General features: G+C 68.7%; 28 protein-coding genes. 15 read left to right on the plus strand and 13 right to left on the minus strand.

Annotation, left to right across the window (positions count from 1 at the left end; genetic code table 11):
• Nucleotides 1–26 precede the first annotated feature (26 nt).
• From ACAM49_RS16390 to ACAM49_RS16400, 3 genes are read left to right on the plus strand one after another with little or no spacing between them, the layout of a single operon-like run.
• Entirely contained in the window at nt 27–587 is a 561-nt protein-coding gene (locus ACAM49_RS16390) for a hypothetical protein (RefSeq protein WP_369636367.1), read from the plus strand.
• Complete coding sequence (locus ACAM49_RS16395; RefSeq protein ID WP_369636368.1) at nt 584–853, plus strand: BON domain-containing protein; 270 nt, start codon at nt 584–586, stop codon at nt 851–853. Before ACAM49_RS16390 ends, ACAM49_RS16395 begins: the two co-directional genes overlap by 4 nt.
• Complete coding sequence (locus ACAM49_RS16400; RefSeq protein WP_369636369.1) at nt 850–1,656, plus strand: metallophosphoesterase; 807 nt, start codon at nt 850–852, stop codon at nt 1,654–1,656. The genes ACAM49_RS16395 and ACAM49_RS16400 overlap by 4 nt, the downstream gene beginning before the upstream one ends.
• Here the strand turns inward: ACAM49_RS16400 and ACAM49_RS16405 are convergent.
• Complete coding sequence (locus tag ACAM49_RS16405) at nt 1,542–5,960, minus strand: HAD-IC family P-type ATPase (RefSeq protein WP_369636370.1); 4,419 nt, start codon at nt 5,958–5,960, stop codon at nt 1,542–1,544. The genes ACAM49_RS16400 and ACAM49_RS16405 overlap by 115 nt on opposite strands.
• Nucleotides 5,961–6,134: 174 nt before the next feature.
• The gene (locus ACAM49_RS16410) at nt 6,135–6,308 is read right to left on the minus strand and encodes a CsbD family protein (protein WP_369636371.1); all 174 of its coding nucleotides are present in this window, start codon (nt 6,306–6,308) and stop codon (nt 6,135–6,137) included.
• Nucleotides 6,309–6,502: 194 nt separating this feature from the next.
• On the opposite strand from ACAM49_RS16410, the gene gvpJ reads away from it, so the two are divergent.
• Genes gvpJ through ACAM49_RS16450 form a run of 8 tightly spaced genes read left to right on the plus strand, consistent with a single transcriptional unit; the run spans nt 6,503 to nt 9,998 of the window.
• The gene (gene gvpJ, locus ACAM49_RS16415) at nt 6,503–7,000 is read left to right on the plus strand and encodes a gas vesicle protein GvpJ (RefSeq protein ID WP_369636372.1); all 498 of its coding nucleotides are present in this window, start codon (nt 6,503–6,505) and stop codon (nt 6,998–7,000) included.
• Nucleotides 6,997–7,779, plus strand: coding sequence for a GvpL/GvpF family gas vesicle protein (locus ACAM49_RS16420; RefSeq protein ID WP_369636373.1), 783 nt, complete (start codon nt 6,997–6,999; stop codon nt 7,777–7,779). Before gvpJ ends, ACAM49_RS16420 begins: the two co-directional genes overlap by 4 nt.
• Nucleotides 7,776–8,000, plus strand: a complete 225-nt coding sequence (locus ACAM49_RS16425) for a gas vesicle protein GvpG (RefSeq protein WP_369636374.1) — start codon at nt 7,776–7,778, stop codon at nt 7,998–8,000. The genes ACAM49_RS16420 and ACAM49_RS16425 overlap by 4 nt, the downstream gene beginning before the upstream one ends.
• Nucleotides 8,001–8,005: 5 nt before the next feature.
• The gene (gene gvpO / locus ACAM49_RS16430) at nt 8,006–8,359 is read left to right on the plus strand and encodes a gas vesicle protein GvpO (protein ID WP_369636375.1); all 354 of its coding nucleotides are present in this window, start codon (nt 8,006–8,008) and stop codon (nt 8,357–8,359) included.
• The gene (locus tag ACAM49_RS16435) at nt 8,356–8,757 is read left to right on the plus strand and encodes a gas vesicle protein (protein ID WP_369636376.1); all 402 of its coding nucleotides are present in this window, start codon (nt 8,356–8,358) and stop codon (nt 8,755–8,757) included. The genes gvpO and ACAM49_RS16435 overlap by 4 nt, the downstream gene beginning before the upstream one ends.
• Nucleotides 8,747–9,502 carry a GvpL/GvpF family gas vesicle protein gene (locus tag ACAM49_RS16440; RefSeq protein ID WP_369636377.1) on the plus strand — a complete coding sequence of 252 codons (756 nt, stop codon included), beginning with the start codon at nt 8,747–8,749 and terminating at the stop codon, nt 9,500–9,502. The genes ACAM49_RS16435 and ACAM49_RS16440 overlap by 11 nt, the downstream gene beginning before the upstream one ends.
• Nucleotides 9,499–9,711 carry a gas vesicle protein gene (locus ACAM49_RS16445; protein WP_369636378.1) on the plus strand — a complete coding sequence of 71 codons (213 nt, stop codon included), beginning with the start codon at nt 9,499–9,501 and terminating at the stop codon, nt 9,709–9,711. The genes ACAM49_RS16440 and ACAM49_RS16445 overlap by 4 nt, the downstream gene beginning before the upstream one ends.
• Nucleotides 9,708–9,998, plus strand: a complete 291-nt coding sequence (locus ACAM49_RS16450; protein ID WP_369636379.1) for a gas vesicle protein K — start codon at nt 9,708–9,710, stop codon at nt 9,996–9,998. Before ACAM49_RS16445 ends, ACAM49_RS16450 begins: the two co-directional genes overlap by 4 nt.
• Before the next feature lie 18 nt (nt 9,999–10,016).
• Here the strand turns inward: ACAM49_RS16450 and ACAM49_RS16455 are convergent, their stop codons facing one another.
• The 3 genes from ACAM49_RS16455 to ACAM49_RS16465 form a co-directional block, all read right to left on the minus strand.
• Nucleotides 10,017–10,370, minus strand: a complete 354-nt coding sequence (locus ACAM49_RS16455) for a phage holin family protein (RefSeq protein ID WP_369636380.1) — start codon at nt 10,368–10,370, stop codon at nt 10,017–10,019.
• Nucleotides 10,371–10,439: 69 nt separating this feature from the next.
• Nucleotides 10,440–12,362, minus strand: a complete 1,923-nt coding sequence (locus ACAM49_RS16460) for a potassium transporter Kup (protein ID WP_369636381.1) — start codon at nt 12,360–12,362, stop codon at nt 10,440–10,442.
• An 86-nt stretch (nt 12,363–12,448) separates the two neighbouring features.
• Nucleotides 12,449–12,790: a putative quinol monooxygenase gene (locus ACAM49_RS16465; protein ID WP_369636382.1), complete on the minus strand. Its 342-nt coding sequence runs from the start codon at nt 12,788–12,790 to the stop codon at nt 12,449–12,451.
• A 59-nt stretch (nt 12,791–12,849) separates the two neighbouring features.
• Here ACAM49_RS16465 and ACAM49_RS16470 point away from each other — a divergent pair, with 59 nt between their 5' ends.
• Complete coding sequence (locus tag ACAM49_RS16470; protein WP_369636383.1) at nt 12,850–13,173, plus strand: ArsR/SmtB family transcription factor; 324 nt, start codon at nt 12,850–12,852, stop codon at nt 13,171–13,173.
• A 33-nt stretch (nt 13,174–13,206) separates the two neighbouring features.
• Here ACAM49_RS16470 and ACAM49_RS16475 read toward each other — a convergent pair whose 3' ends face one another.
• Nucleotides 13,207–14,370 (minus strand): lipase family protein, encoded by a 1,164-nt coding sequence (locus ACAM49_RS16475; protein WP_369636394.1) that lies wholly within the window; start codon nt 14,368–14,370, stop codon nt 13,207–13,209.
• A 699-nt stretch (nt 14,371–15,069) separates the two neighbouring features.
• On the opposite strand from ACAM49_RS16475, the gene ACAM49_RS16480 reads away from it, so the two are divergent.
• Complete coding sequence (locus tag ACAM49_RS16480) at nt 15,070–15,789, plus strand: cytochrome P450 (RefSeq protein ID WP_369636384.1); 720 nt, start codon at nt 15,070–15,072, stop codon at nt 15,787–15,789.
• Nucleotides 15,790–15,874: 85 nt separating this feature from the next.
• Here ACAM49_RS16480 and ACAM49_RS16485 read toward each other — a convergent pair whose 3' ends face one another.
• The 4 genes from ACAM49_RS16485 to ACAM49_RS16500 are packed head-to-tail and all read right to left on the minus strand — an operon-like array spanning nt 15,875 to nt 19,087.
• Complete coding sequence (locus tag ACAM49_RS16485; RefSeq protein ID WP_051179680.1) at nt 15,875–16,234, minus strand: hypothetical protein; 360 nt, start codon at nt 16,232–16,234, stop codon at nt 15,875–15,877.
• A 51-nt stretch (nt 16,235–16,285) separates the two neighbouring features.
• A complete protein-coding gene (locus tag ACAM49_RS16490; RefSeq protein ID WP_369636385.1) occupies nt 16,286–17,263 on the minus strand; it encodes an ABC transporter substrate-binding protein in 978 nt (325 codons plus the stop codon).
• Between the two features lie 31 nt (nt 17,264–17,294).
• Nucleotides 17,295–18,326, minus strand: coding sequence for an ABC transporter permease (locus tag ACAM49_RS16495; protein WP_369636386.1), 1,032 nt, complete (start codon nt 18,324–18,326; stop codon nt 17,295–17,297).
• The gene (locus ACAM49_RS16500; protein WP_369636387.1) at nt 18,323–19,087 is read right to left on the minus strand and encodes an ATP-binding cassette domain-containing protein; all 765 of its coding nucleotides are present in this window, start codon (nt 19,085–19,087) and stop codon (nt 18,323–18,325) included. Before ACAM49_RS16500 ends, ACAM49_RS16495 begins: the two co-directional genes overlap by 4 nt.
• 112 nt (nt 19,088–19,199) lie before the next feature.
• Between ACAM49_RS16500 and ACAM49_RS16505 the strand changes: the two genes are divergently transcribed.
• Nucleotides 19,200–19,748, plus strand: coding sequence for a hypothetical protein (locus ACAM49_RS16505; RefSeq protein ID WP_369636388.1), 549 nt, complete (start codon nt 19,200–19,202; stop codon nt 19,746–19,748).
• Here the strand turns inward: ACAM49_RS16505 and ACAM49_RS16510 are convergent.
• The 3 genes from ACAM49_RS16510 to ACAM49_RS16520 all read right to left on the minus strand — a co-directional run bounded on the left by ACAM49_RS16510 (nt 19,721) and on the right by ACAM49_RS16520 (nt 23,010).
• Nucleotides 19,721–20,590 (minus strand): ParA family protein, encoded by an 870-nt coding sequence (locus ACAM49_RS16510; RefSeq protein ID WP_369636389.1) that lies wholly within the window; start codon nt 20,588–20,590, stop codon nt 19,721–19,723. The genes ACAM49_RS16505 and ACAM49_RS16510 overlap by 28 nt on opposite strands.
• 160 nt (nt 20,591–20,750) lie before the next feature.
• The gene (locus ACAM49_RS16515) at nt 20,751–21,821 is read right to left on the minus strand and encodes an alcohol dehydrogenase catalytic domain-containing protein (RefSeq protein ID WP_369636390.1); all 1,071 of its coding nucleotides are present in this window, start codon (nt 21,819–21,821) and stop codon (nt 20,751–20,753) included.
• Nucleotides 21,822–21,825: 4 nt separating this feature from the next.
• Nucleotides 21,826–23,010, minus strand: coding sequence for an LLM class flavin-dependent oxidoreductase (locus ACAM49_RS16520; protein ID WP_369636391.1), 1,185 nt, complete (start codon nt 23,008–23,010; stop codon nt 21,826–21,828).
• Between the two features lie 137 nt (nt 23,011–23,147).
• On the opposite strand from ACAM49_RS16520, the gene ACAM49_RS16525 reads away from it, so the two are divergent.
• The coding region (locus ACAM49_RS16525) for a TetR/AcrR family transcriptional regulator (protein ID WP_369636392.1) at nt 23,148–23,528 on the plus strand (381 nt) is incomplete at its 3' end.

Here is a 23,528-nt window from a genome sequence, read left to right on the forward strand (position 1 = left end):
CCTCGGCGAGAACTGGACACAACCGCATGGCCGCCACCATCGACCAACTGCTGCACGCGCTCACCCCCGCGGTGAACACCCTGGCGGACACAGATATCCGCTTCGCGGTGGCGGGCGGCTGCGCGGTCTACGCGCGCGGCGGACCCATCTCCGACCACGACGTGGACTTGTTCATCAAGCCCGATGACATCGGCCGCGCGCGAACGGCGCTGGTGCGCGGCGGTTTACGGCTGGCCGAGCCGCCGGAGGACTGGCTCACCAAGGCCTACTCCGACGACACGCTCGTGGATCTGATCTATCGCCCCAACTATCGAGATGTGACCGACGAGATGCTCGACCGCGCCGAGGTCATGCGCATCGGTCCCACGGTCGCGCCGGTGATCAGCGGCACCGATCTGATGGTCGACAAGCTGCTCGTCTTCGACGCCCACCGCCTGGATCTGAGTCCGCTGCTGCGCATCGCCCGCGATCTGCGCGAACAGGTCGACTGGCCGTCGGTGATCGAGCAGACCTCCCATTCGCCCTATGCCCGAGCCTTTCTCGGCCTGCTGGCCGATCTGAACGTGATCGAGGAGTCCCCCCGATGAACCACAGCGCCGACTATCTCATCGCCCGGCTGCGGCGCGTCCTGCACGAGGACGCGCGCACCGCCGAACTCGGCATCGAGGTGATGGTGAGCGGCCTGGTCGTGTCGCTGGCCGGCCGGGTGCACAGCGACGAGGCCCGCGAGCACATCGAAGCCGTGGTCCGCGAGGCGCTTCCGGGCTTCGCCGTGCACAACGAAATCCAGGTGCTGGAACCGGGCCCGCCGCGGCTGGTGGAGAACCTCAGCGTGGAAGCGCCGGGCGAATGAGGATCGCGGCGGTCGGCGACGTACACCTCGGGGACGAGTCCCGGGGCCTGTTCCGTCCCGCGCTGGCGGATCTGCCCGAGCGCGCGGATGTGCTGCTGCTGGCCGGGGATCTGACCCGCTGCGGCACCGTCGAGGAGGCGCGGATCGTCGGGACGGAGTTCGCCGACCTCGGCGTCCCGGTGGTGGCGGTGCTCGGCAATCACGATCATCACGGCGATGTCCCGGAACAGATCGCCGAAATCCTCTGCGATCACGGCATTCTGGTGCTCGAGGGGACCACGGCCACCATCGACGCCGGCGGCGAATCGCTGGGCATCGCGGGCACGATCGGCTTCGGCGGCGGTTTCGCCGGGCATTCGGGCAGTGCGTTCGGTGAGCGCATGATGCGCGAGTTCATCGGCCGGACGGCGACTCTCGCCGATTCGCTGCGTTCCGGTCTGGGCAGCCTGCACACCGATGTCAAGGTGGCGCTGACCCACTACTCCCCCGTGCCCGACACCCTGCGCGGCGAACCGCGCGAGATCTACCCCTTCCTGGGTTCCTACCTGCTGGCCGAGGCCATCGACGACGCAGGGACCGATCTGGCCCTGCACGGCCACGCGCACGCGGGCACCGAGCACGGCGAGACGCCCGGAGGCGTCCCGGTCCGCAATGTCGCCCAGCCGGTCATCCGCGCGGCCTACGCGATCTACCGGGTGAGCCCCAGCCGCGACGACAGCACCGCGCCCGCCACCCCGGCCCCGGCCGCGGAGCTCAGGGCGATGGTCCAGCCCACCGGTCCCAGTGGGCGGCAACCGAAATAGGTGCACACCCCCGGCGTCATGACGACGCCGCCGAGCACCGCACCGCTGGCCACGGTCGTGATCCAGATCAGGGGGCTGGTGCGCGCGGCCAGCAGAGTCTGTGACAACTGGGCTCCGATCAGCGCGACCAGGCCGATGGTGGCGGCGCGGCGCTGGGTGCCGGTGTAGCGGCCGACCGTCCAGGCGGCCGAAGCGGCGGTGGCCGTGGTGATTCCGCGAATCGCGAGGGCGCGGGGCAGATCGGTGCCCAATTGCGCGGGCGGGATCGCGGCCAGTTCCGCGGCCCGGTGCTCGGCGCGGGCCTCGACATCCAACGACGGGTCGTCGGCGGCACCGGATCCGCTGCGGGACAGCGCCAATGCCAGCGCGGGGAACATATCGGTGAGCATGTTCACCAGCAGGAACTGCCGGGTGCCCAGCGGCGCCTGCCCGCCGACGGCGGTGCCGTAGAGGGTGAATCCGACCTCACCGGCATTGCCGCCCACCAGGACTCCCACCGCGTCGGTGACCCGCCGCCACATGCCGCGGCCCTCGACCAGGGCGTCGAGCAGGGCGAGGGGTTCGGTCTCGGCGAGCACCAGATCGGCGGCATTGCGGGCCGCGACGGAACCCGCGGCGGCCATGCCGATTCCGACATCGGCGGTCCGGATGGCGGCGGCGTCATTGGGGCCGTCGCCGGTCATGGCGACGGTGTGGCCGCGGCGGCGCAGGGCGGCGACGATGCGCACCTTGTGCTCGGGATTGACCCGGGCGAACACGGCGCTGCGTTCGATGAGGTCGATCTGCCCCGAATCGTCGAGGCGGTCCAGATCGGCCCCGGTGGTGACGCCGTCGGCGCTGATGCCGAGCTCGCGGGCGATGGCGGCGGCGGTCACCGGATGGTCTCCGGTGATCATGCGGACCCGGATGCCATTGTCCTGCAGGACTTTAACCAGTGACACGCTGTGCGGGCGCGGTGTGTCGGCGAGCCCTAGCAGGCCGAGCAGGGTCAGCTCGCCGACCGAGTCCTCGACATCGTCGGGTGCGCTGGAGAATTCGCGGCGGGCGACCACCAGGACGCGCAGCCCCTGGTCCGCCAGTTCGAGGACGGCCCGGCGTACCTCCTCGCGGCGCACGTCGTCCAATTCGGCCGTGCTGCCGTCGGTTTCGCGGAGGGCCCGGCAGCGCGGGAGCACGATCTCGGGCGCGCCCTTCACGAACAGCCGCATGCGGTTGCGGGTTCGGCCCAGGGCGGCCGCGTAGCCGCGATTGGATTCGAAGGGGATCTGGTCGATGGGATCCCAGGAGTGGGTGTCGTCGCCGAGGTGTTCCCCGGCAGCGTCGAGGACCGCCCGGTCCGTCGCGTGCTGGGCGGGACCGTCGGCGGGGTCCGGGCAGGCGCGGGCGGCGGCGCGCAACAACCGCCGGGCATCGGGTGAATCATCACCGGGCTCCCATTGCCCGTGAGTATCGGCGAGCGCGGTGAGCCGCAGCCGGCCGTGGGTCAGGGTGCCGGTCTTGTCGAAGCAGATGGTGTCGACGCGGCCCAGCGCCTCCACGGTTCGGCTGGCGCGCACCAGGACTCCGTAGCGTGAGAGGCGGCGCGCCGCCGCGAGCTGGGCCACCGTCGCGACCAGCGGCAATCCCTCGGGCACCGCGGCCACGGCGACCGCGACGCCGTCGGCGATGGCCCGGCGCAGCACCTGGCCCCGCAGTCCGCCCAGCAGGGTGACCACCGAACCACCGGCCAGGGTGAGCGGCAGGGCGCGGTCGGTCAGTTCCCGCAATTGCGCTTGCACACCGGTCTTCTCGGGCGGCCGCGCACCGGCGGTGGCGCGTCCGGCCTGGGTGTCGCGTCCGGTGGCGACCACGACGGCCACGGCGTCCCCGTTGACGACCGTCGCGCCCTCGAAGACCATGCAGGTCCGATCCCCCAGTACCGCACCGGGTGTCGCGGCGGTGTCCTTGTCGACGGTCACCGATTCGCCGGTCAGCCCGGATTCGTCGACCTCGAGATCGTAGGCGCGCAGCAGGCGGCCGTCGGCGGGGATGACATCGCCCGCGTGCAGCGCGATGAGGTCGCCGACCCGTAATTGCGCTGCGGGAACGACGTTTTCGTCCGGATCGGCGTCGTCGAGGGCGTCGCGGGCGATCAGCCGTCCGACGGTCTGCTCGCGCTCCATCATGCCGTGCAGGGCGCGCTCGGCGCGCTGGCGTTGCAGGGCGGACACCATGGCGTTCACGGTGAGCACCGACGACAGCAGCACCGCGTCGGAGAACGATCCGAGGATCGCGGTCGCCAGCGCGCCGACCCCGAGCAGCGGGGTGAGCGGGTCGGCGAGTTCGCGGCGCACATGCCCGGCGAAATCGGTCACGGGCAGCAGCGGGGCGACAAGCCTTGGGTGCGAAGGCTTCTCCTCCTCGACGCGCTCGTCGATCGGTGCGGGCGCCGGCAGCCGGTCCAGCACCTCCGATCCGCCCAGCGCATGCCAGGGCAGCAGCGGCGCGACCGAGCCGACGGGCTCGCCCCGCGCGGCACGCCAGCCGGTGGCCGCACCGTTGAGCAGCCCGGCGACATTGGCGGCCAGCAGCGGCGCGGAGGGCCCGCCGCGCGGTGTCACGGCCAGCATCAATCCGCCCAGCGCCGTCGCCGACAGCGCCAGCACCCGGGCCCGCTCGCTCACCTGCCGCGCGGGCGGCACCACGGCCAGAATGCGTTGCACCTGGGCCAGATCGCGGCACACCGCGTCGGCGCTCCACGGCACCCGCAGCTCACCGTCCTCGCCGCGCGCCATGCCGATGGCGACATCGGCCCAGTCCAGCGCCTTGAACGAGCGCGCGCCCACCACCGCGACCACCTGGCCGTCGCGCTGCAGATCGTCGACCAGCTTGCTGCGCGAGACCTCCGCGGGCACGAATTCATCGGCCAGGGAACGCAATTCGCGCAGGTCCTGGTGTGCGGAGAGGATGACGCGCAGCCCCGCCCCGCGCGCGGATTCCAGCACGGCCTGCGCCCGGCGGTCCATCTCGCGGCCGATCAGCACCCGCCCGAGAACCCGCTCGCCCCTGCGCAGTTCCCGCCAGACGGGTCGGCGCGTCATGCCTCGATCCGGCGTGCCGCTGCCCTGGTGCACGAGGCGGGGCTGGTCGCCGTCACTCGAATCCGATTGCTGCTCAGCCGCTCTGAGCGCCTGCTGGGCGGAGGCCCACAGATCGGCGGCCGAACAGTCCGGTTCCGGTTCGGCATCGAGGACCACGCGGCGGTCGGTCAACAGCGCCTCGCCGTCGATGACCACGGCGGTGAGCCGGTCCAGACGCCGCCAGACCCCGGGTTGCAGGGTGAGCACCCCCGCACGCGACAACGTGCTCGATACGGTCGCGGCGAAGGCCTCGCGGCTGGCGCGGGCCGCCTTGGGCGCGCCCAGTTCGAGGGAGTCGATGGCATCGGAGAAGCGGGTGCCGCCCGCGAAAGCCATTGTGCCGAAGAGGCTTCCGGTCGCCGTCTCATCGGCCACCTGTTCCACCGGCCCGTTCGGCAGCGCGACCGGACGGTCCCGCGGCGGCAGCGGATCCCGGACCGCGGACAGCTCGTGCCCGGCGACCTCGCGCTCCCATTCACCCCATCGGGTGTAGGAACTGCTCGCCTCCAGGAAGGTGAAACCTCGTTGTGCCGCATCGACGGCCAGCTTCGCCACGCTCTCCGTGGCGGCGCTGCCGATGGCGGTCGCCAGGGTCAGCACCACATCGGTGCGCACCCGGCCCAGCCGCGCCTCCAGCTGTTCGCGCAGCCGTGGTTGATTGTCGGCCAGCAGCGCGACGCCGCGCAGCAGCCGGGCCGGGGCATCGAAGGGCAGCAGCGCGCCGGTGGCGGCCAGTCCGATGGCGGCCACATCGGCGGTCAGCTGAATCGCGGCCGCCAGCAGCGGTTCCCGATCCGCGGGATGCTCGACCGACCGGTCCCAGGTCTGTTCGTCGACGGCGGTGTCGGCCTCCACCGCTTCGACCGCGTCGAGCAATTGCGGCAGCTCGGCGTCGGGGTCGTCCAGGCCCGCGACCACCCGCCCGGTCACGGCATTGACCCGCCACCAGCGCACCACGCCCAGCTGATCGAGCCGCTCCTCCAAAGCGGCCAGTACGCGGGCGGATTCGGGCGAGGTCAGCCCGCGCACCTCCACCGCGGCCCGATCGCGACCGGGCGCGATGCGCCGCTGGGTGCGCTCGGTGTGCAGATCCGCCAGTGTCACCAGATCGTCGCGCAATCGCCGCACCGATTCCGGAGTCACCGCCTCGATCCCCGAACCCGCCAGTTCGAAACTGGTTTCCACGGCACGAATCGGAAGTGCCAGAGACATTTTCGCGAGGGCAGCACCGGTCCTGATCAGTGTGGGAATCATGCTTCGCAGCTACCCGCGCACGGCGACCGCAAACAGCGCCGCCGGTCGCGCGGACGGAGCGGTGCCCCGGGTGTAGCGCACGCCCGGGGCACCTGTTCTCGGGAATCAATCCCGGAACGCGTCCTTGACCTTCTCGCCCGCGTCCTTGACGTTGTCCTTCGCCTGGCGGTTCTTGCCCGCCTGTTCGCGGTCGGCGTCGCCGGTCACCTTGCCCAGCTTCTCCTGGGCCTTGCCGGCAAGCTCATCGGCCTTGTTCTTGGCCTTGTCGGTTGCGCTCATGTCGAATTCCTTCCGATCGAGCGTTATGGCTGGGCCGTCGCATCGACCCGGTCCTCGGCTACCCGGGCTGCGCCCACCGAAACAGCCCGGACATCGCGAACCGAAACAGGCTGACAAAAACCACTTTTGGCGCATACCCACCGTCGTAGCGGGTAGGCGGCCGATAGGAGCAACAAACAAGGAGATGATTCACGATGACAACCGCGCTCCAGCCCCGCGGTGGCGGTGGCGGCGTCGGCAGACCGAATGCGAGCAGCCTCGCCGAAGTGCTCGACACGATTCTCGACAAGGGCCTCGTGATCGACGCGTACGTGCGAGTCTCGTTGGTCGGCATCGAGATCCTGACCATCGACGCGCGCGTCGTGATCGCCAGTGTCGACACCTATCTGCGGTTCGCCGAGGCCGTCAACCGCCTCGATATCTCCGCGCAGGACCAGAAGCCCGGGCTGCCCGACGTCGTCAAGGACGTCGCCTCCGGCGGTAAGGCCTCTTCCACCAAGGAGGCCATCGAGTCGGCCACCAAGCAGCTCTCCGGTGCGCTGTCCCAGGGCGGCGGTGACGCCAAGGAACTCATCGAGGCGGCCGGGCAGCAGATCATGGGCGCCCTCGGTCAGGGCCAGAGTGAGGACAAGGACAAGGAGAAAGAGGAAGCCAAGCCGAAGCCGAGCACGCGCCGGAGGAGCCAGTCATGACCACCGCGGATAACCCCTCGGCCCAGTCGAATACCGCCCTGCTGATCTACGGGATCGTGCCCGCCGAGGCGAAACCCAAAGCCGCGCAGGGCATCGGGCGCAAACCGGCGCCGCTGCGCAAGGTCGCCTACGGCAAGATCGCGGCGCTGGTGAGCGAGGTGCCGCTGGACGAGCCCCTCGACCGCGCCGAGGACCTGGAGGGCTACTCCCGGATCGTGGACGACCTGGTGAGCCAAACCTCGGTGGTGCCCATCCGTTTCGGCGCGGCGCTCGAGGACGAGGCGGCCGTCGAATCCGGACTGCTGGAACCGAACGCGGAGCGATTCGCCGCCGCGCTCGATGATCTGGGCGGCACGGCCGAATATCTGGTGACCGGGCAGTACGTCGAGCAGACGGTGCTGCGCGAGATCCTGGAGGAGAACGAGCAGGCCGCGGCGCTGGCCGAGACCATGCGGACCACACCCGAGGCGGCCAATCGCGATGTGAGCCTGGCCCTGGGCGAGATCATCAACTCCGAGCTCGAGCGCAGGCGCGAGGCCGACACCGAGGTCATGGTGTCCGCGCTGCGGCAGCTGACCGAGGAGCTGGTGCTGCGGCCGCCCACCCATGAGGAGGAGCTCGCCACCCTGGCGGTGCTGGTGCCGCTCGACAAGGAGGACGAGCTGGTGCACGCCGTCGATCTGCTGAGCAAGCAGTGGGAGAACCGGGTGACCATGCGCATTGTCGGGCCGCTGGCGGCGTGGGACTTCCTGGCCATCGAAGCGACGGAATCGCAATGATCGGCACCCTGCTCAGCCTCCCGGTGCTGCCGGTGAAAGCGGTGGTCGCGATCGCCCGGGTGATCGCCGACGAGGCCGACCGCCAGCTCTACAGCCCCTCGTCCATCCGCCGTGAGCTCGACGAGCTGCAACGGCGGCGGGCCGCGGGCGAGATGGACGAGGACGAATACCGGGAGGCCGAGCAGCGGGTGCTCAACCGGGCCCTGCACCGACGGGAGTGAGAGCCATGGCCGAGGAACAGCGGTCCCGGACGAAGAGTTCCGGAACATCACGGGGATCGGGACGCACGGGAAGGTCCGCGGCCGACGGCGACGACCGGTTGTCGGCCGCGACCGCCGCCGCGGCGGGCGTGCGCGTGATCGCCGAGCTCACGGGTCAGTCCGTGCTCGGCGCGACCGGGGTGCGGCCGACCGATTCCGGCTGGACCGTCGAGGTCGAGGTGCTCGAGGAGACCCACATCCCGTCCTCCGCGGATGTGCTGGCGCTGTATCGACTGGAGCTCTCCGAATCCGGAGAGCTGCTGTCCTACAGCCGGATTCGACGCGGTCAGCGGTGTTCGATCGGGGATGACCGGAGATGACGCTGCCCGATCGCTATTCCGCGCGGCCCGCGCGCAGCGGGTCCGAACCGGCCAATCTGGGCGACATCCTGGAGCGGGTGCTCGACAAGGGGCTGGTGATCGCGGGCGATATCCGCGTGAACCTGCTCGATATCGAATTGCTCACCATCAAGCTGCGGCTGGTCATCGCCTCGCTCGAGACCGCCCGCGAGGTGGGAATCGACTGGTGGCAACGAGATCCGTGGCTGCGCGGCGACCACGCACTCGAGGACGGGGACGGTGCGGCGCGGCTCAACCGCCGTTCCGATGCCGAGCTCGAGGCGGCCGGTGATGCCGAACTCCGTTCGGAGAACGAGCGATTGCGCCGGCGGCTCGCGGAATTGGAGGCCGAGAAATCGGAGATCGAGAATGAACAATGAGACTGCCGTCTGGGTGTACGCGATCCGCGCCGGCGGTGCGCCCGCACCCGAGGCGAGAGGGGTGAGCGGGGAACCGGTGCGCTGTGTGGAGGCCGGAGGATTGACCGCCGTGGTCGGTTCGGTGCCGCTGGCCGAATTCAGTGCCGAAGCCCTGCAACGCAATCTGAACGATTTCGACTGGCTCGCGAATGCCGCGCGCACCCATCACGCGGTGGTCGAGGCCGCCGCGGCGGGCAAGCCGGTCATCCCGGTGCGGCTCGCGGTGCTGTGCCTCGATGACGACGGGGTCCGGCGACTGCTCATCAAGCGTGGTGAGGATTTCCGCGCGGGATTGTCGTTGGTCGAGGGGCGGGCCGAATGGGGGGTGCGGGCATATCTGCGCCCGTCCGATCCCGACACCGAATCGGTGCGCCCGACTTCCGGTGCCGACTATCTGCGTCAGCGCCGGGATACCTTGCAGCGCGGGCGAAACGATCTCGCCTCCGCGGAGCTCGCCGCGTCCGGAATGTTCCGGACCCTGTGCCGGTACGCGGTCGCGGGGCACAACCGTCCTACCACCGAGACCGCGCTCACGGGGCGGCGCGCGCATCTGCTCCTGAATGCCACGTATTTGGTGGAGGACGACGAGACCGCGGAATTCCTGTCCGCCGCACAGCAATTCGACGACAACGAGCTGCTGACGATCGAACGGTCCGGTCCGTGGCCGCCGTACACCTTCGTCGGCGCGGCCGGGGATCTGCGATGACGAGCGATCCCTACTTCCCCGAGGACCTGCCCGCCGTATCCGGCAATCGGGATGTGGCGCTGATCGACCTGCTCGATCGGGTGCTGGCGGGCGGGGTCGTCATCTCCGGCGACATCACGCTGTCCATCGCCGAGGTCGAGCTGGTGCGGATTTCGCTGCGCGCGTTGATCGCCTCGGCCGCGGCGCTGATCGAGCAGCAGCCGCGATGACCGGAGCGGACCGGCGCATCGAGCTCGATCCGGAAGGGGTGGAGCGCGGGCTGGCCACGCTGGTGCTCACCATTGTCGAACTGCTGCGTCAGCTCATGGAGCGGCAGGCCGTGCGCCGCATGGAGGCCGGTGACCTCTCCGAGCGTCAAATCGAGGAAATGGGAACGACTCTCATGCGGCTGTCCGACGCGATGGACGAGTTGCGAGAGCACTTCGAGCTGGAGCCGGAGGACCTCAATATCGATCTCGGTCCTCTCGGCACCCTGCTCCCGCGCGATCCGCTGTGAAGCCGTAACCCGTACGGCTCAGCCGAGCGGGTCGACGGCCGCGACGGGCGGCTCACCCGAGCGCGACTTGGCCATGGACCGCACCACGGCGGCCGCGACCAGCAGCACCACGGCGACGATGAGCGCCGCCGACCACGCCGGAATGGCCAGGGCCAGTAGCAGGATCACGGTGGCCACCAGTCCGGCGCCGCCGTAGAGTCCGAGCAGCGCCGCGCCCGCGCTCATCTTCATGCGCTTGCTGAATTTCGGTGTGCGGCCCAGTGTTTCCCGCATCGCCGTTTCGATCTGCTGACGGATCACCGTGTTCAGCTGATCGCCGGCGGCGAATCCGGTGATCGCCGTCGGATCGAATTTCCCGGGTGTCTCGGCCATGCGCTTACCTCCTCGAATGGCGTCGAATACTCCTACGACCCGTCTACCCGCCGAGCCGGTTCCGACACGTCAGATCTCGATGCGCGCGCCCATCACCACCGTGCGATCGCGTGGGAGGTTGAAATGGTCCGCGGCGTCGGCGGAGATGTAGCTCATGGCGATGAAAAGCCTGCTGCGCCAGCGGGACATGATCGATTCCTCGGCGGGGCTCAGCTCGATTTCGGAGAGGAAGTAGGTGGCGGTGTCGAGGTCGAGCAGGCCCTCGGTCTCCTCCGGGTCCAGCTGCGCCAGGGCCGCGGGCACATCCGGCCGCTCCAGATAGCCGATGCGGACCGTGACGTGGACGATGCCGTCGTCGGTGTAGCCGAGGTGGTCGATCCGGATGCGGTCGCCGGGCGGCACTCGCGGCGTGGATTCGGTTTCCACGGAAAGAATCACGATCTGGCGGTGGCGGACGTGATTGCGTTCGACATTGGCACGCAGGGCCAGCGGGGCGAGTTCCTTGCCGCGATTGAGGAAGACCGCGGTGCCCTCGACGACGGCCGGGCGCGGATCGCGGTGTCGCAGGTCCTCGACGAATTCGCGCAGTGCGCCCTCGCGACGCTCGCGTTCGGCCATGACCACCCCGCGGCCGCGCTGCCAGGTGGTCATGAGGACGAAGGCCACGGATCCGATCAGCAAGGGCAGCCAGGCGCCGTGCACCAGCTTGGTCAGGTTCGCGGCGACGAAGAGCAGGTCGACGCACAGCAACGGGATGGCGGCGCAGGCGATGAGCCAGGGCGGCAGTTGCCATTTCGCGTAGGCGAGGTAGCACAGCAGCAGGGTCGTGATGGTGATGGTGCAGGTGACGGCCATGCCGTAGGCCGAGGCCAGTGCGGTCGAGCTGCGGAAGGCGAAGGCCAGGGTGAGTACCGAAACCATGAGCAGCCAATTGATCCACGGCACGTAGATCCGGCCCGGGGTCGAGGCGGAGGTGTGCACGACCCGCAGGCGCGGCAGGTAGCCGATCCGGATGGCCTGGGCGGCAACCGAATACGCGCCGGAGATGACGGCCTGGGAGGCGATGACGGTGGCGGCGGTCGCCAGCGCCACCACCGGCAGCCGCGCCCAGCCCGGCGCCAGCAGGAACAGCGGGCTCGCGGCGTGGCGGGGATCGTCGAGGATGAGCGCGCCCTGACCGAGATAGCTCAGCAGGCAGGCCGGGAAGACGACGAGCAGCCAGGCGCGGGTGATGGATCGGCGGCCGAAATGGCCCAGATCCGCGTACAGCGCCTCCGCGCCGGTGACCACCAGCACGATCGCGGCCAGCGCGAAGAACGCCACCCCGAAATGGCCGAAGAGGAATCCGGCCGCGTAGGTCGGCGACAGCGCCTTCAAGATGGCCGGGTCGCGGGCGATGCCGCCGATCCCGCACGCCGCGATGGTCGCGAACCACACCAGCATGACCGGACCGAACAGCCGCCCGACGGTTCCCGTGCCGCGCCGCTGGACCAGGAACAACACCAGGATGATGACGGCGGTGATCGGCACGACCGCGCGGGCCATCGGCGGCGCCACGATCTCGAGCCCCTCGACCGCCGACAGCACCGAGATGGCCGGGGTGATCATGCTGTCACCGAGAAACAGTGCGGCGCCGAAGATTCCGAGCGCGGCCAGCACCGCCGCCAGCCGCTTGCGGCCCGGCACCGCCCAACGCCGCACCAGGGTGATCAGCGCCATGATGCCGCCCTCGCCGTCGTGGTCGGCGCGCAGGGCGATGAGCACGTAGGTGGCGGTCACGATGATGACCATCGACCAGAACACCAGCGACACCACGCCGAAGACGTTCTCGGCGCGAATCGGCACCGGATGCGGATCGCCCGGATCGAACACGGCCCGCAGCGCATAAATCGGACTGGTCCCGATGTCCCCGAACACCACGCCGAGCGCACCGAGTATCAGGCCGGGCCTGATGCCCTGGCCGGTCTCCCGTTCGGTGGCGGTCTTTGTCATCGCAGCCCGTCCTTGCCGATCTACTCCGCCATCGATCTACCCGCTCCGGCGTGCCGGACACCTAGGCGCGGGCTACGGGTGACCGTCTAGGCGGGGATGGGCCGCGGGTAGGTGCTCTGCATCGACAGGAAGCGGAGCTCGAGGTCGCGTTCGAGGTAGTCCATGCGCCGGCTCCAGAACTCGCGCATGTGCGGCAGTTCGAGGTGGCGGTCGAGGTCCTGTTTGGAGCGCCAGACCTCGTAGAAGACGAAGGTGGACGGGTCGTCGGCGTCCTCGTGGAAGTGGTATTCGAGTGCGCCGGGCTCGTCGCGGGTCGGGGCGACGAAGGACAGCAGGAGGTCTTTCAGTTCGGCCGCGCGCTCGGGTTTGGGATGGGCCAGGCCCATGAGGGCGAAGGGCGTCCGGTCTTCGGGTACGAGATTTGTCATACCTCGGGACGCTAGCGCGGCCTGAGGTACGATGCAAACCGTACCTAGGAGGTGTGATCGTGGCGGACGACGAGCCGGAGCTCGCGGAGATGGAACTCGGGGCCGTGCTGGCGGCGCTGGCCGACCGGAATCGGCTGGAGGTGGTGCTCGCCCTACTCGCCGATGCCGAAGGGGCGGAACGGCTTTGCAGTTCGTTCGGCCTCACGGTGTCGAAAGCGACTCGTACACACCATTTCCGGGTGCTGCGCCAGGCCGGGCTGATCCGCCAGGTCAATCGCGGCAACAGCAATATGGCCCAGCTTCGGCGAGCCGATCTGCGGCAGCGGTTTCCCGGACTGTTGGACCTACTCGCCGCGGAGAACACCCGCCGGGCTACGGCCTAGCATTCTCCGCGGCCCGGCGCTGTTGGCGTCCGGTCAGCAACTCTTCGCGACCGGGTCGCCGCGGAAGCGGGATTCGACGTAGTTCCAGGCATCGGGGAAGCCCGCGACCGCGGTGGTCATGTGCTCGGCGATGTCGAACGGCCGGAAGGTCAGGGGCACACCGGCTTTGCAGTAGCGGTCCGCGACCTCGGCGACCGGGTCGAAGAAGGTGAGGGTGTCGAAGCGGCCCTGCCAGATGTAGGTGGGCGCGGTCGGTGTGCCCGGGAAGTAGCGCAGGCTGTTCTCGCGCAGCACGGCGTGGGCGGCCGGGCTGTCGAGCAGGCTCTTGGACGCGGCCATCTGCTCGGCGCTGCGGAAGGCTCCGTGGAAGAGCAGGAAGCGGCGGCAGGCGTCGTGGGTGAATTCGCGGAACCAGAGGCCGTTCTCGTTGAGCTGATCCGAGACCGGCAGCCGGTCGGGGTATTCGCGCTCCAGGCCCATGGCGGCGGCGAACGCCAGGCCGAAACCGGGATGCGGTTCGAAGCCCAGCGACAGCGCCATCTGCTCCAGGTCGGCCGGAATACCGCCCGCCACAACGGCATCGAGCTTCAGATCCGGGGCGTATTCGGGCTGCAGCGCGGCGGCCCAGGCGGTGGCCATGCCGCCGCCGGAGTATCCGGCCAGTGCGACCTTCGAGTTGCCCAGGCCCAGTTCGGTGGCCTTGCGGACGGCCTTCACGCTGTCGAGGGTGACCATGCCGCTCAGCTTGGCGGCGCCGTAGGCCACGTTCGGGCCGAGGTAGTCCGGCAGCGAGATCGCCCAGCCGCGGCCGATCGGCAGCATGGCGCCGACGCCGTCCTGGAGTTCGCCGTTGAACAGCGAGCGCGACGGATTGCATTGCGCGCCCAGGGAATTGATCAGCGCCTGATACGACACCAGGGGCGGGTTCTTGACGCCCGACGGCAGCAGCACCGTCGTCATGCCGAGGATCGGCTGCCCCTGGGAATTGGTGCTGCGGAAGGCGATCTGCCAGCCCTCGGTGCCGACGTACAGGCCGGTGTCGATCCGGCGGGTGCGCACCACATCGCCGGGGGCGAAGGCGCCCAGGTCGGCGGGCGGGGCGTAGAATGGATCGGAATCCTGTGTGGGATACAGGGGTTGAGCCGAGACGGGCGCGTACCCCGTCGCCGCGGTCAACACACCCAACGCCAGCACCATCGCCCTGATGGACACCTTGAACAACCGCGTTTCCTCACACTTCAGCCGTCAGCCCCAGCAAACCACTCGCGAATCGTGGCGGGACGCTACCGTTCCCAGAAAGACGAGTCCAGACATTCAGACAAACCCGGCACGAACTGTCAGCAATCTCACAGCACCGGCGCAGGTCCCACGAGCGACACTGACAGACCGTTCCGGCTGTGATCCGGGCCGCGGGTGAGCGCAGCCGCTACGTTGACACCATGGGCGGTGTCTCGTTCGACGACAACTACTTTCGTGATCCGCACGCGTTCTACGCCCGGGTCCGCCAGGACGGCCCGATCCATCGCTTCACCACCCCGTCCGGCGTGCACGGCTGGCTCGTGACGAGCGAGGAACTCGCGCGCACGGTCCTGACCGATCCCCGCATCGGCAAGGGTCGCGACACCATGCTCGGCGTCTCCCCTACCGAGGCCGCCGGAATCGGCTTGCGGCAGCGGGCATTGCGCTCCGCCACGGAGTGGGTGGTCACCCATATGCTCGGCTCGGATCCGCCCGAGCACACCCGGCTCCGCAAGGCCGTCGCCGACCATTTCAGCCCGCGCGGTCAGCGCCCTGACGCCCCGAATCGACACCCTGGCAGCCGAATTCGTCGACGCCATCGACCCGTCCGGACCCGTCGACCTGGTCACCGCCCTCGCCTGCCCACTCCCGGTCGCGGTGATCTGCGAGATCCTCGGCGTCGACCGCCGCCATCACCGCCGCATCGAACGCTCCTCGGCCGTCCTGTCCGATGTCACCGTCGCGACCGGCCCTCGACTCCGCAGCGCGAGCATCGATTTCGCCCGCCTGATACTCCCCCACTTCGCCGCCCGCCGACTCCGGCCACGCGAGGATCTGATCACCTCGCTGACCCGTCAGATGGCCGCGGACGAACTGTCCTTGAAGGAAGCGCTCTCCACCGTGGCCCTGCTCCTTATCGCCGGGCACGAGACCACGTCCAACCTGATCCTCGGCACCGTTCTCACCTTGCTACGCAATCCCGTGGACCTCGAGCGCGTCCGATCCGATCCGTCCTACCTCGATACGATCATCGACGCCGCTTTGTCTTCCGATCCCCCGCTCCCCGTCGCCACTCTGCGCCAGGCACATTCACCGATCGACCTCGCCGACCACCGCGTCAACCCCGGCGAACTCCTGATGGTCTCCCTCCTGGCCGCCAACCAGGACCTCGAATCCGACTCCCGCCACCTCTCTTTCGGCGCCGGAATCCACTACTGCCTCGGTGCCCGCCTCGCCCGCACCGAGGTCACCGCCGCGGTCTCCCACCTCATCAACCGCTACCCCACCATGTCCCTGGCAACCCCACCCCACACCCTCCGCTGGCGCCGCAGCATCGTCTTCCGCCGCCTCGAGTCCCTCCCCGTCCACCTCGGCTAACACAAGATCAGGGAGCTCTCACGGTAGGAATGCGGACAAATTTCCGCCGTGAGAGCTCCCTGATCTTGAATGCGAAAAGCGGGGATCAGCCCGGGATCTGAGCGCCGATGGCGCTGCCGATGCCTGCGCCGATCGAGCCGCCGATGGCAGCGCCCGCCGCGCCGCCGATGCCCGCGCCGATCACGACGGATATGGGGCAGGCGGGGACGACGACCGTGCAGCCGATCGCGCCGCCGGCGACGATGCCGATGACCGCGCCGGTAACGCCGCCGACAACCATGCCGATCTGTCCGCCGGGAATGGCTTGGGTCTGACCCGCGCCCACGGGGGTGACGGCGGCGACGGGCTGGGGTGCCGGGTCGTTGGTGGCGGCCGAGGCGGTGGCCGCGGTGCCACCGGCGAGGGCGGCGGCGATCATCGTGGTGGCGGCAATCTTGCGGAACATGGTGGTACTCCTTGGAATTCAATCAGGGGTGAGGATTGAAATTGGGGGTGGTCAGCACTTCGACTTGTAGAAGTACTGCTCATCGGCGGACATGGTGTCCTTGGTGATGGCGATCATGTTGGTTTGGATCGTGCGGGTGACCGGCTTGCCCTCGAGGGCCGCGGCGGCCTGATCGACGCCCTGTTTGCCGATGTCGCCGGGGTTCTGGGCGATCAGGGCCTGGACGGTGCCGTCCTTCAAGTCCTGCACCTGTTTCGGGCTGGCGTCGAATCCGACGACCTTGACCTGATCGAGCTTGCCCGCATTGCGCAGGCCGGTCGCCGCGCCCTCGGCGGAGCTGAGGTTGGTGGCGAAAATGCCCGCGAGATCCGGGTGCGCCGCCAGGGTGGCGGTCACGATCGAGGCCGCTTGGGCCGCTTCATTGTTGTTGTACTGCACGCCCAGCGAGGTCATCCCCGGATGGCTCTGCTTCAGCTCGTCCTCGAAGCCCTTGGCGCGCTGATCGGTGGTGGATGTTCCAGCCTTGGTGTTGATCACCAGCACGGATCCCTTGTCGCCCACCAGTTTCGACAGGGTCTGGGCCGCTAGCTGCCCGCCTTTGACATTGTCCGAGGCGATGGAGGACAGCGCGATGGAGGTGTCCTCGAGCGCCGTATCGACCTCGATCACCTTGATGCCCGCGTCCTTTGCCTGCTTGATCGGGCTGGCCATGGCCTGGGCGTGAGTGGGTGCGATGAGGATGGCGCCGGGCTTGTTGGCGATGACGCCGGTGACTATGGGTGTCTGCAGCGAGGCGTCGAATTGCGAGGGAGCCTGGGTGTCGAGGGTGTAGCCCAGCTTCTTGGCCTCGTCCTGGGCGCCGCACTGCATGGAGATGTAGAAGGGTTCGTTGGCGACGCCGGGGATGAGCACCAGCTTCTTCGCGTCGGTGCCGCCCGAATTGTTCACCGAGCCACCGCATCCCGCCAATAGCCCGGCCACCGCTATCGCGACGCCCGCTATTACGGCGGCCCTACCACCGGTCCTCATCATCAGGCCCTCACCTTCGAACTGTGTTCTGTTATTTCCGGTCTCGGGACCGCCTGCGGATCTGGTCGAACCACACGGCCGCCACGAGCACGACGCTCACCGCGATGGGCTGCCAGAACACCGGCACCCCCACGATGACGAAGCCCTTGCGCAATACCGACGGGATGAACACCCCGATCACCGTGCCCACCACCGAGCCCACGCCGCCGAACAGGCTGGTCCCGCCGATCACCACGCCCGCGATGGCGTCGAGATTGTCGGTGCCGTGACCGGCGATGGTGGTGGTGCCGAAGTACGCGAGATTCATGAAACCGGCCAGGCCCGAGAGCATTCCGGCCATGAGATACACCAGGATCAGATGCCGGGTGACGCCGATGCCGGCACGGCGGGCGGCCTCCGCGTTCGAGCCGATCGCATAGGTGTAGCGGCCGAAGCGGGTCGTGTGCAGCAGCCAGGCGCCGAAGAGGGTGACCACGGCGGCCACCAGCACCAGGTCGGGGATGCCGCCCATGACGGTGCCGAAACCCAGTGAGTTGCGCAGCTTTTCGGGGACGGTGCGGGTGTCGACGCCGCCGGTGATCAACTGCGCCGCGCCCAAGGCCGCGCCGAACGAGCCGAGGGTGACGATCAGCGGCGGAATCTTGGCCTTGGCCACCAGGAATCCGTTGATCAGACCCCAGAGCGCGCCGCCCGCAAGCGAAACCAGCAGGCCGAGCAGGATCAGGCCCCAACCGCCGTGCGTCGCATCCTCACCCGGGCTCAGCCATTCCATGGTCTTGGAGGCGAGCACGCCGGAGAAGATCAGCACCATGCCGACGGACAGGTCGATGCCGGCGGTGACGATCACTAAGGTCATGCCGATCGACAGCACCAGCAGCACCGAGGTCTCGATCAGCAGGGTCTGGAAGGTGAATCGGGTCGGGAAGGCGTTCGGCTTGGCGATGCTGAACGCCAGATACAGCACCACCAGCACGATCCCGATCCAGAAGGTGCCGGTCCCGGCCAGTCTGCGCACGCCGCGGCCCAGCACCGCGCTCGCCCCGCTCGAGCTCTGCCCACTCAAGATTCGTCCTCCGTGGTCAGCGCGCCGGTCATGGCTCCCACCAGCTGTTCCAGCGTGGCGTCGGCCGCGGTGAACCGCGCCACCCGCCGCCCCAGCCGCAATACCTCGATACGGTCGGCGACGGCCAGCACCTCGGGCATGTTGTGACTGATCAACACCACCGCGATGCCTTGATCCCGTACGCGGCGAATGACATCCAGCACCCGCTCGCGCTGCACCACGCCGAGGGCGGCGGTCGGCTCGTCCATGAACACGACCTTGCTGGCCCACATGACCGCGCGGGCCACCGCGACCGTCTGCCGCTGGCCGCCCGAGAGCGAGCCGATGGGCACGTCATCGCGGGGCAGCACCACGCCGAGGCGTTGAAAGTGCTCGGCCGCCTGGGTTCTCATGGCCTTGCGGTCCAGCATGCCGAGCCGACCGGCCAGGCCCTTGCGGAACAATTCGCGCCCGAGAAAGAGATTCGCGGCCGGATCGAGGTCGGGAGCCACCGCGAGGTCCTGGTAGACGGTTTCCACGCCCATGCGGCGGGCCGCGACCGGGGAGGCCATTCGAATCGGATTCCCCTCCAGCAGAATTCGCCCGCCATCGGGTTGTTCGGCCCCGGAAAGGCATTTCACCAGTGTGGATTTCCCGGCGCCATTGTCGCCGATCAGGGCCACCACTTCCCCGGCGTCGACCTGAAAACTGGCTCCCTGCAGCGCTTCCACCCCGCCGTATCGCTTGTGAAGCCCCTCGGCTTCCAATACCACGGCAGGCATCGGCGATCACCCCGGCGAAATCGATTGAGCGGACGTCCGGTCCGCAAACCGAGGGTACGTTTGATCTCGATGCTGCGGGGTCGATATGGGAAACACGGCTATCGTCGGTGCGGTGAACCGACTCGGATCTCGCGCTGCGAAGGTGTTCCCGGTTGTCGCATTGTGCGCCATGCTCATCGGCTGCGGGGGAAGTCAGGGCCACGGTCAGCACACGGCGCAGCCGACTCCGACGCCGCCGGTCGGATCACTCGATACCTTGGGGACCGGATCGTCGACACCGGCCCCCACCGGGACTACGCCGCCGTCGGCGCTCGCGACCAGCGCCGCACCGTCGCCGACCGCGGATCCGGGCCGCACCGAGGACGATGCGCGATACACCGTCCGCCGCTATCTGTCCCGCTGGATCGGGCAGCCGCTCCAGCCCGATGACACCGAAGGCCGGTTTCCGCTGGTCTGCGCCGGTTCCGTGCTGGCGGCCAATCCTGGGAAACTCACCGGCACACTGTCGTTCGACAATGATCGGATGACCGCGCGGCGCATCGGCGACACCGGCGCGGAAGTGACTGTCCCGGTGACGAATTCCGCCACCGTCACCACGGTCCGCACCTTCACCCTGCGGGCCGCCGCCCAGGGTTACTGCATCGAGGACATCATCAACTGACCGCCGGGCTGTCCGGAACGCCGCAGGAATTCCTGGGCCAGTTCGCGATACTGCTCCGCGCCACGCGATTTCGGATCCCATTTGGTGAGGGGTTCGCCGGCGATGGTGGAGTCCGGGAACCGCACGGTCCGCGAGATGGCCGTCTCGTAGAGCAGATCACCGAAGGATTCGGCCACCCGGTCGCGCACCTGCCGCGAGTGCAGCAGTCGCGTGTCGTACATGGTGACCACGATGCCGCAGAGTTCCAGCTTGGGATTGAGCCGCTCGCGCACCTTCTCCATGGTGTCGTTGAGCAGAGCCAGCCCGCGCAGCGAGAAGAACTCGCACTCCATCGGGACGATCACGCCGTCCGCGCAGGCGAGCGCGTTCACGGTGAGCAGGCTCAGCGACGGCTGGCAGTCGATGAGGATGTAGTCGTAGCGGTCCCGGATGGGGTCCAGCACCCGGCGCAGGGAGTGCTCGCGGCCGACCTCGTTGACCAGCTGGATCTCCGCGGCGGAGAGGTCGATATTGCTGGGCAGCAGGTGCAGATTGGTGACGCCGGTGTCGAGCAGGACGTCGTCGATCGGCGGCGCGTTGCGGGTCAGCAAGTCGTAGACGGTCAGCTCGAGCTGGTGGTGCGCCACGCCCAGGGCCGCGGACAGGGCGCCCTGCGGGTCGAGGTCCACCAGCAGCACCTTCAGCCCGCACTCGGCAAGCGCGGCACCCAGATTGACCGTCGAGGTGGTCTTCCCGACGCCGCCCTTCTGATTGCACAGCGCGATCACCCGGGCGTCGCGTGCGGCCGCCCCGGCAGCCACAGGTACCGCCCCGGCATCCTCAACAGCTATGTTTGCCGACATTTCGCCAGCCTAACCCGAAGGTTGCTGGATCTGTCGGACCCCCTGCTGAGTCCTTTCTCACGGCGGTCATCGCGTCTGATTACCAGTATTTTTCGGACATTTCGACACGAACTGGCCTGGTGGACAAGGACCGAGCAGGGGCAGCCAGGGAAACTACCGATTAGCCGGAGGTCGGGACCACCAGGATTTTCACATGCTCCTCGGGATTCCGTAGCGCCGTGAACGCTTCTTCCACGCCGTCCAGGCCGACCCGGCCGGTGATGATCGATTCGGCGTCGATCAGCCCGGAGGCCAGGCGTTCCAGGGTGATGTCGTAGGCGTTCTCGTACGGTCCGTGCCCGAAGTTGACCGCGATGCGGCGGAACTGGCCGACCACCGGGATGATCGGCTCCTCGTCGAACGGCGCGGCCAGCACCTGGATGCGGGAATTGAACGGCAGCTCCCGCATGAGCGTGCCGATAATGCCTGCGCGGCCGCTGCATTCATAGGCGATGAGAATGCCCGGACCGGATTGGCCGACCACGGTGTCCTGCTGGGCGGCCGCGCGGGTCCACGCCTCGATCGGGTCCTGTTCGTTCGGATCCACGACGATGTCCGCGCCGACGGCCCGCGCGAGTTCGCGGCGTTTGGGCGAGGGTTCGGAAGCGACGACCAGGCGCGCCCCGTGCGCCTTGGCGGCGATGATCGCGCCGAGCCCGATGGTGCCGCAGCCGATCACCAGCGCGGAATCGTCGGGGGTGAGACCGGATTGCTGCACGTGCATCTCGCCGACGTGGAGTGGTTCGGCCAGTGTCGCGTGTTCGAGCGAGAGGCCCTCGGGCACGTGGCGGACCCAGTAGGCGTCCACCACGATGCTCTCGCCGAAGGCCCCGTGGTAGTCGTTGGAGTAGCCGATGATGGTCGGGATTCCGGTCGCGGTCTCGGTGGCGAGGCCGATCCCGGCGACGCGGTCACCGATCGCGAAATCCGTGACACCGGAACCGATTTCGGTCACGGCTCCCGCGTATTCGTGGCCGAGCACGACGGGTCTGTCGGTGTCGAAGGTGGCCAGCGGATATCCGCTGTCGGTCGCCACCGCGACGAACCGGCACGGATCCTTGGACATCGACAGGTCGCTGCCGCAGATGCCGCACGCGGCCACCGCGATGCGCAGCTGTCCCGGGCCGAGGGCGGGCGGTTCGGCGACCTCGGCGACGGTGAACCGCCCGTTCAGGAACTGGGTGGCGCGCATGGCTTCACGCTCCCGTCGCGGCGTCGGCGCCGTAGTAGTCGGTGTGCGCCTTGGTGATCGCGGTGACCAGCTGCCCGATCAGCAGTTCCCGATTGTCCTGCGCGTACTGCAGGCTGGCCTCGCGGCCGCGATTGCGGTTCTTGAAGTGCGGGATCACCTCCGAGGCGAACAGCTCATAGCTGCGCTTGGTGTCCTCCCAGCTCGCCATGTCCACGTGCAGGACGAGCATGGTGCCGAAGCCGCCGGTCTTCTCGATGAGCTGTTCGATGCGCGCGATCGCCTCGTCGGGGGTGCCGATGATGGCCTGGCCGAATTCGCCGAGATTGTCATTGCGCCACTGGTCGATGACTCCCTTCGGGGTGTCTGCCCATTCGGGTGTCTGCCCGGTCTGCCGGTTGACGTAGGCGGCCATCGATCCGATGCGGCGGCTCACCGCGCGCTCGGCGTCCGCACGGGTTTCGGCAAGGAAGATGGGGTTGACCAAACGCCAGCGGGAGCGGTCGGCGGTATGGCCGTGTTCGGCGCACACCTTCTCGTAGACGCCCCAATTGCGGTCCAGCACTTCGAATCCCATGGGCGAGCTGGCCGCCAGGGACAGCAGCGAGAGACCGTGCGTGCCCGCCAGCACCGAGCCGTTCGGGGAGATGGTGGAGGCGGTGGCGACCTCGATGCCGGCCGGATCGTAGGTCGGCAGCTGGGCGCGGGCGTCGCGCAGGGTGAACCAGTCGGTGGTCATGTTCACGACCTCGCCGCGCAGCAGCGGCAGGATCGCCTCCAGCGCTTCGCCTTGGCGGCGGCGCTGATCCGACGGGTCGATGCCCATCATGTGCGCGTCGAGCGGGATCTTGCCCGGGCCGGTGCCGAAGATCAGTCGGCCGCGGGTCTGCAGGTCGAGCTGGGTGATGCGGTCCACGGTGACCAGCGGATGGTGGTACGGCAGCGAGGTGACGCCGGTACCGAACCGCAGCCGCTGGGTGCGTTCGGCGGCCGCGGCGATGAAAACGTCGGGGGCGGGGACGATTTCGGCGCCGGTGGAGTGGTGTTCGCCCATCCACGCCTCGTCGAAGCCGAGGTGGTCGAGGTGTTCCATGAGGTCGATATCGCGGCGCAGCTGCAGGGCCGGGTCGGCGTCGAGGGGGTGGTAGGGGGCGAGGAAGGCCCCGAACTTCATCGATTCAGCGGTCCACACGGTGGATCTCCTTACCCAGTGCGCCGGGCTTCGTCGCCCGGTGCGGTACACTGAGTAAAACTGGATCAAGTGATCCAGAAGTTGAGCTGTCCCGGTGAGCGGAACAGCGTGGAAGGGCCGGTGGATAAGCTCGTGGCGTGACCGTTCAGACGCAGAATCGCCAGGGCAACGCGACCCGCACCCGGCTGGTGAAAACCGCCGAGCGCCTGTTCGCCGCGCACGGCGTCGACGCGGTCTCGGTCCGCGCGGTCAATGCCGCCGCCGGCCTCGGCCCCGCCTCGGTCAACTACCACTTCGGCACCAAGGACGACCTCATCGCCGCCGTCCTGCTCGACCTCGGAGCCACCGTCCGAGACCGCATCCGCGCCAACACCGACGCCCTGGCCGCCGCCGAAACCCCACCCACCACCGAAGCCCTGGTCCGAGCCGTCACCGAACCCTACCGAGACCTCCTGCTACGCCACCGAACCCGAGGCATGCGCTGGATCAAGATAGTCACCCAACTCTCCCTCCACTCC

This window comes from Nocardia sp. JMUB6875 (assembly GCF_041154655.1).
In the GTDB taxonomy this organism is placed as follows: Bacteria; Actinomycetota; Actinomycetes; order Mycobacteriales; family Mycobacteriaceae; genus Nocardia.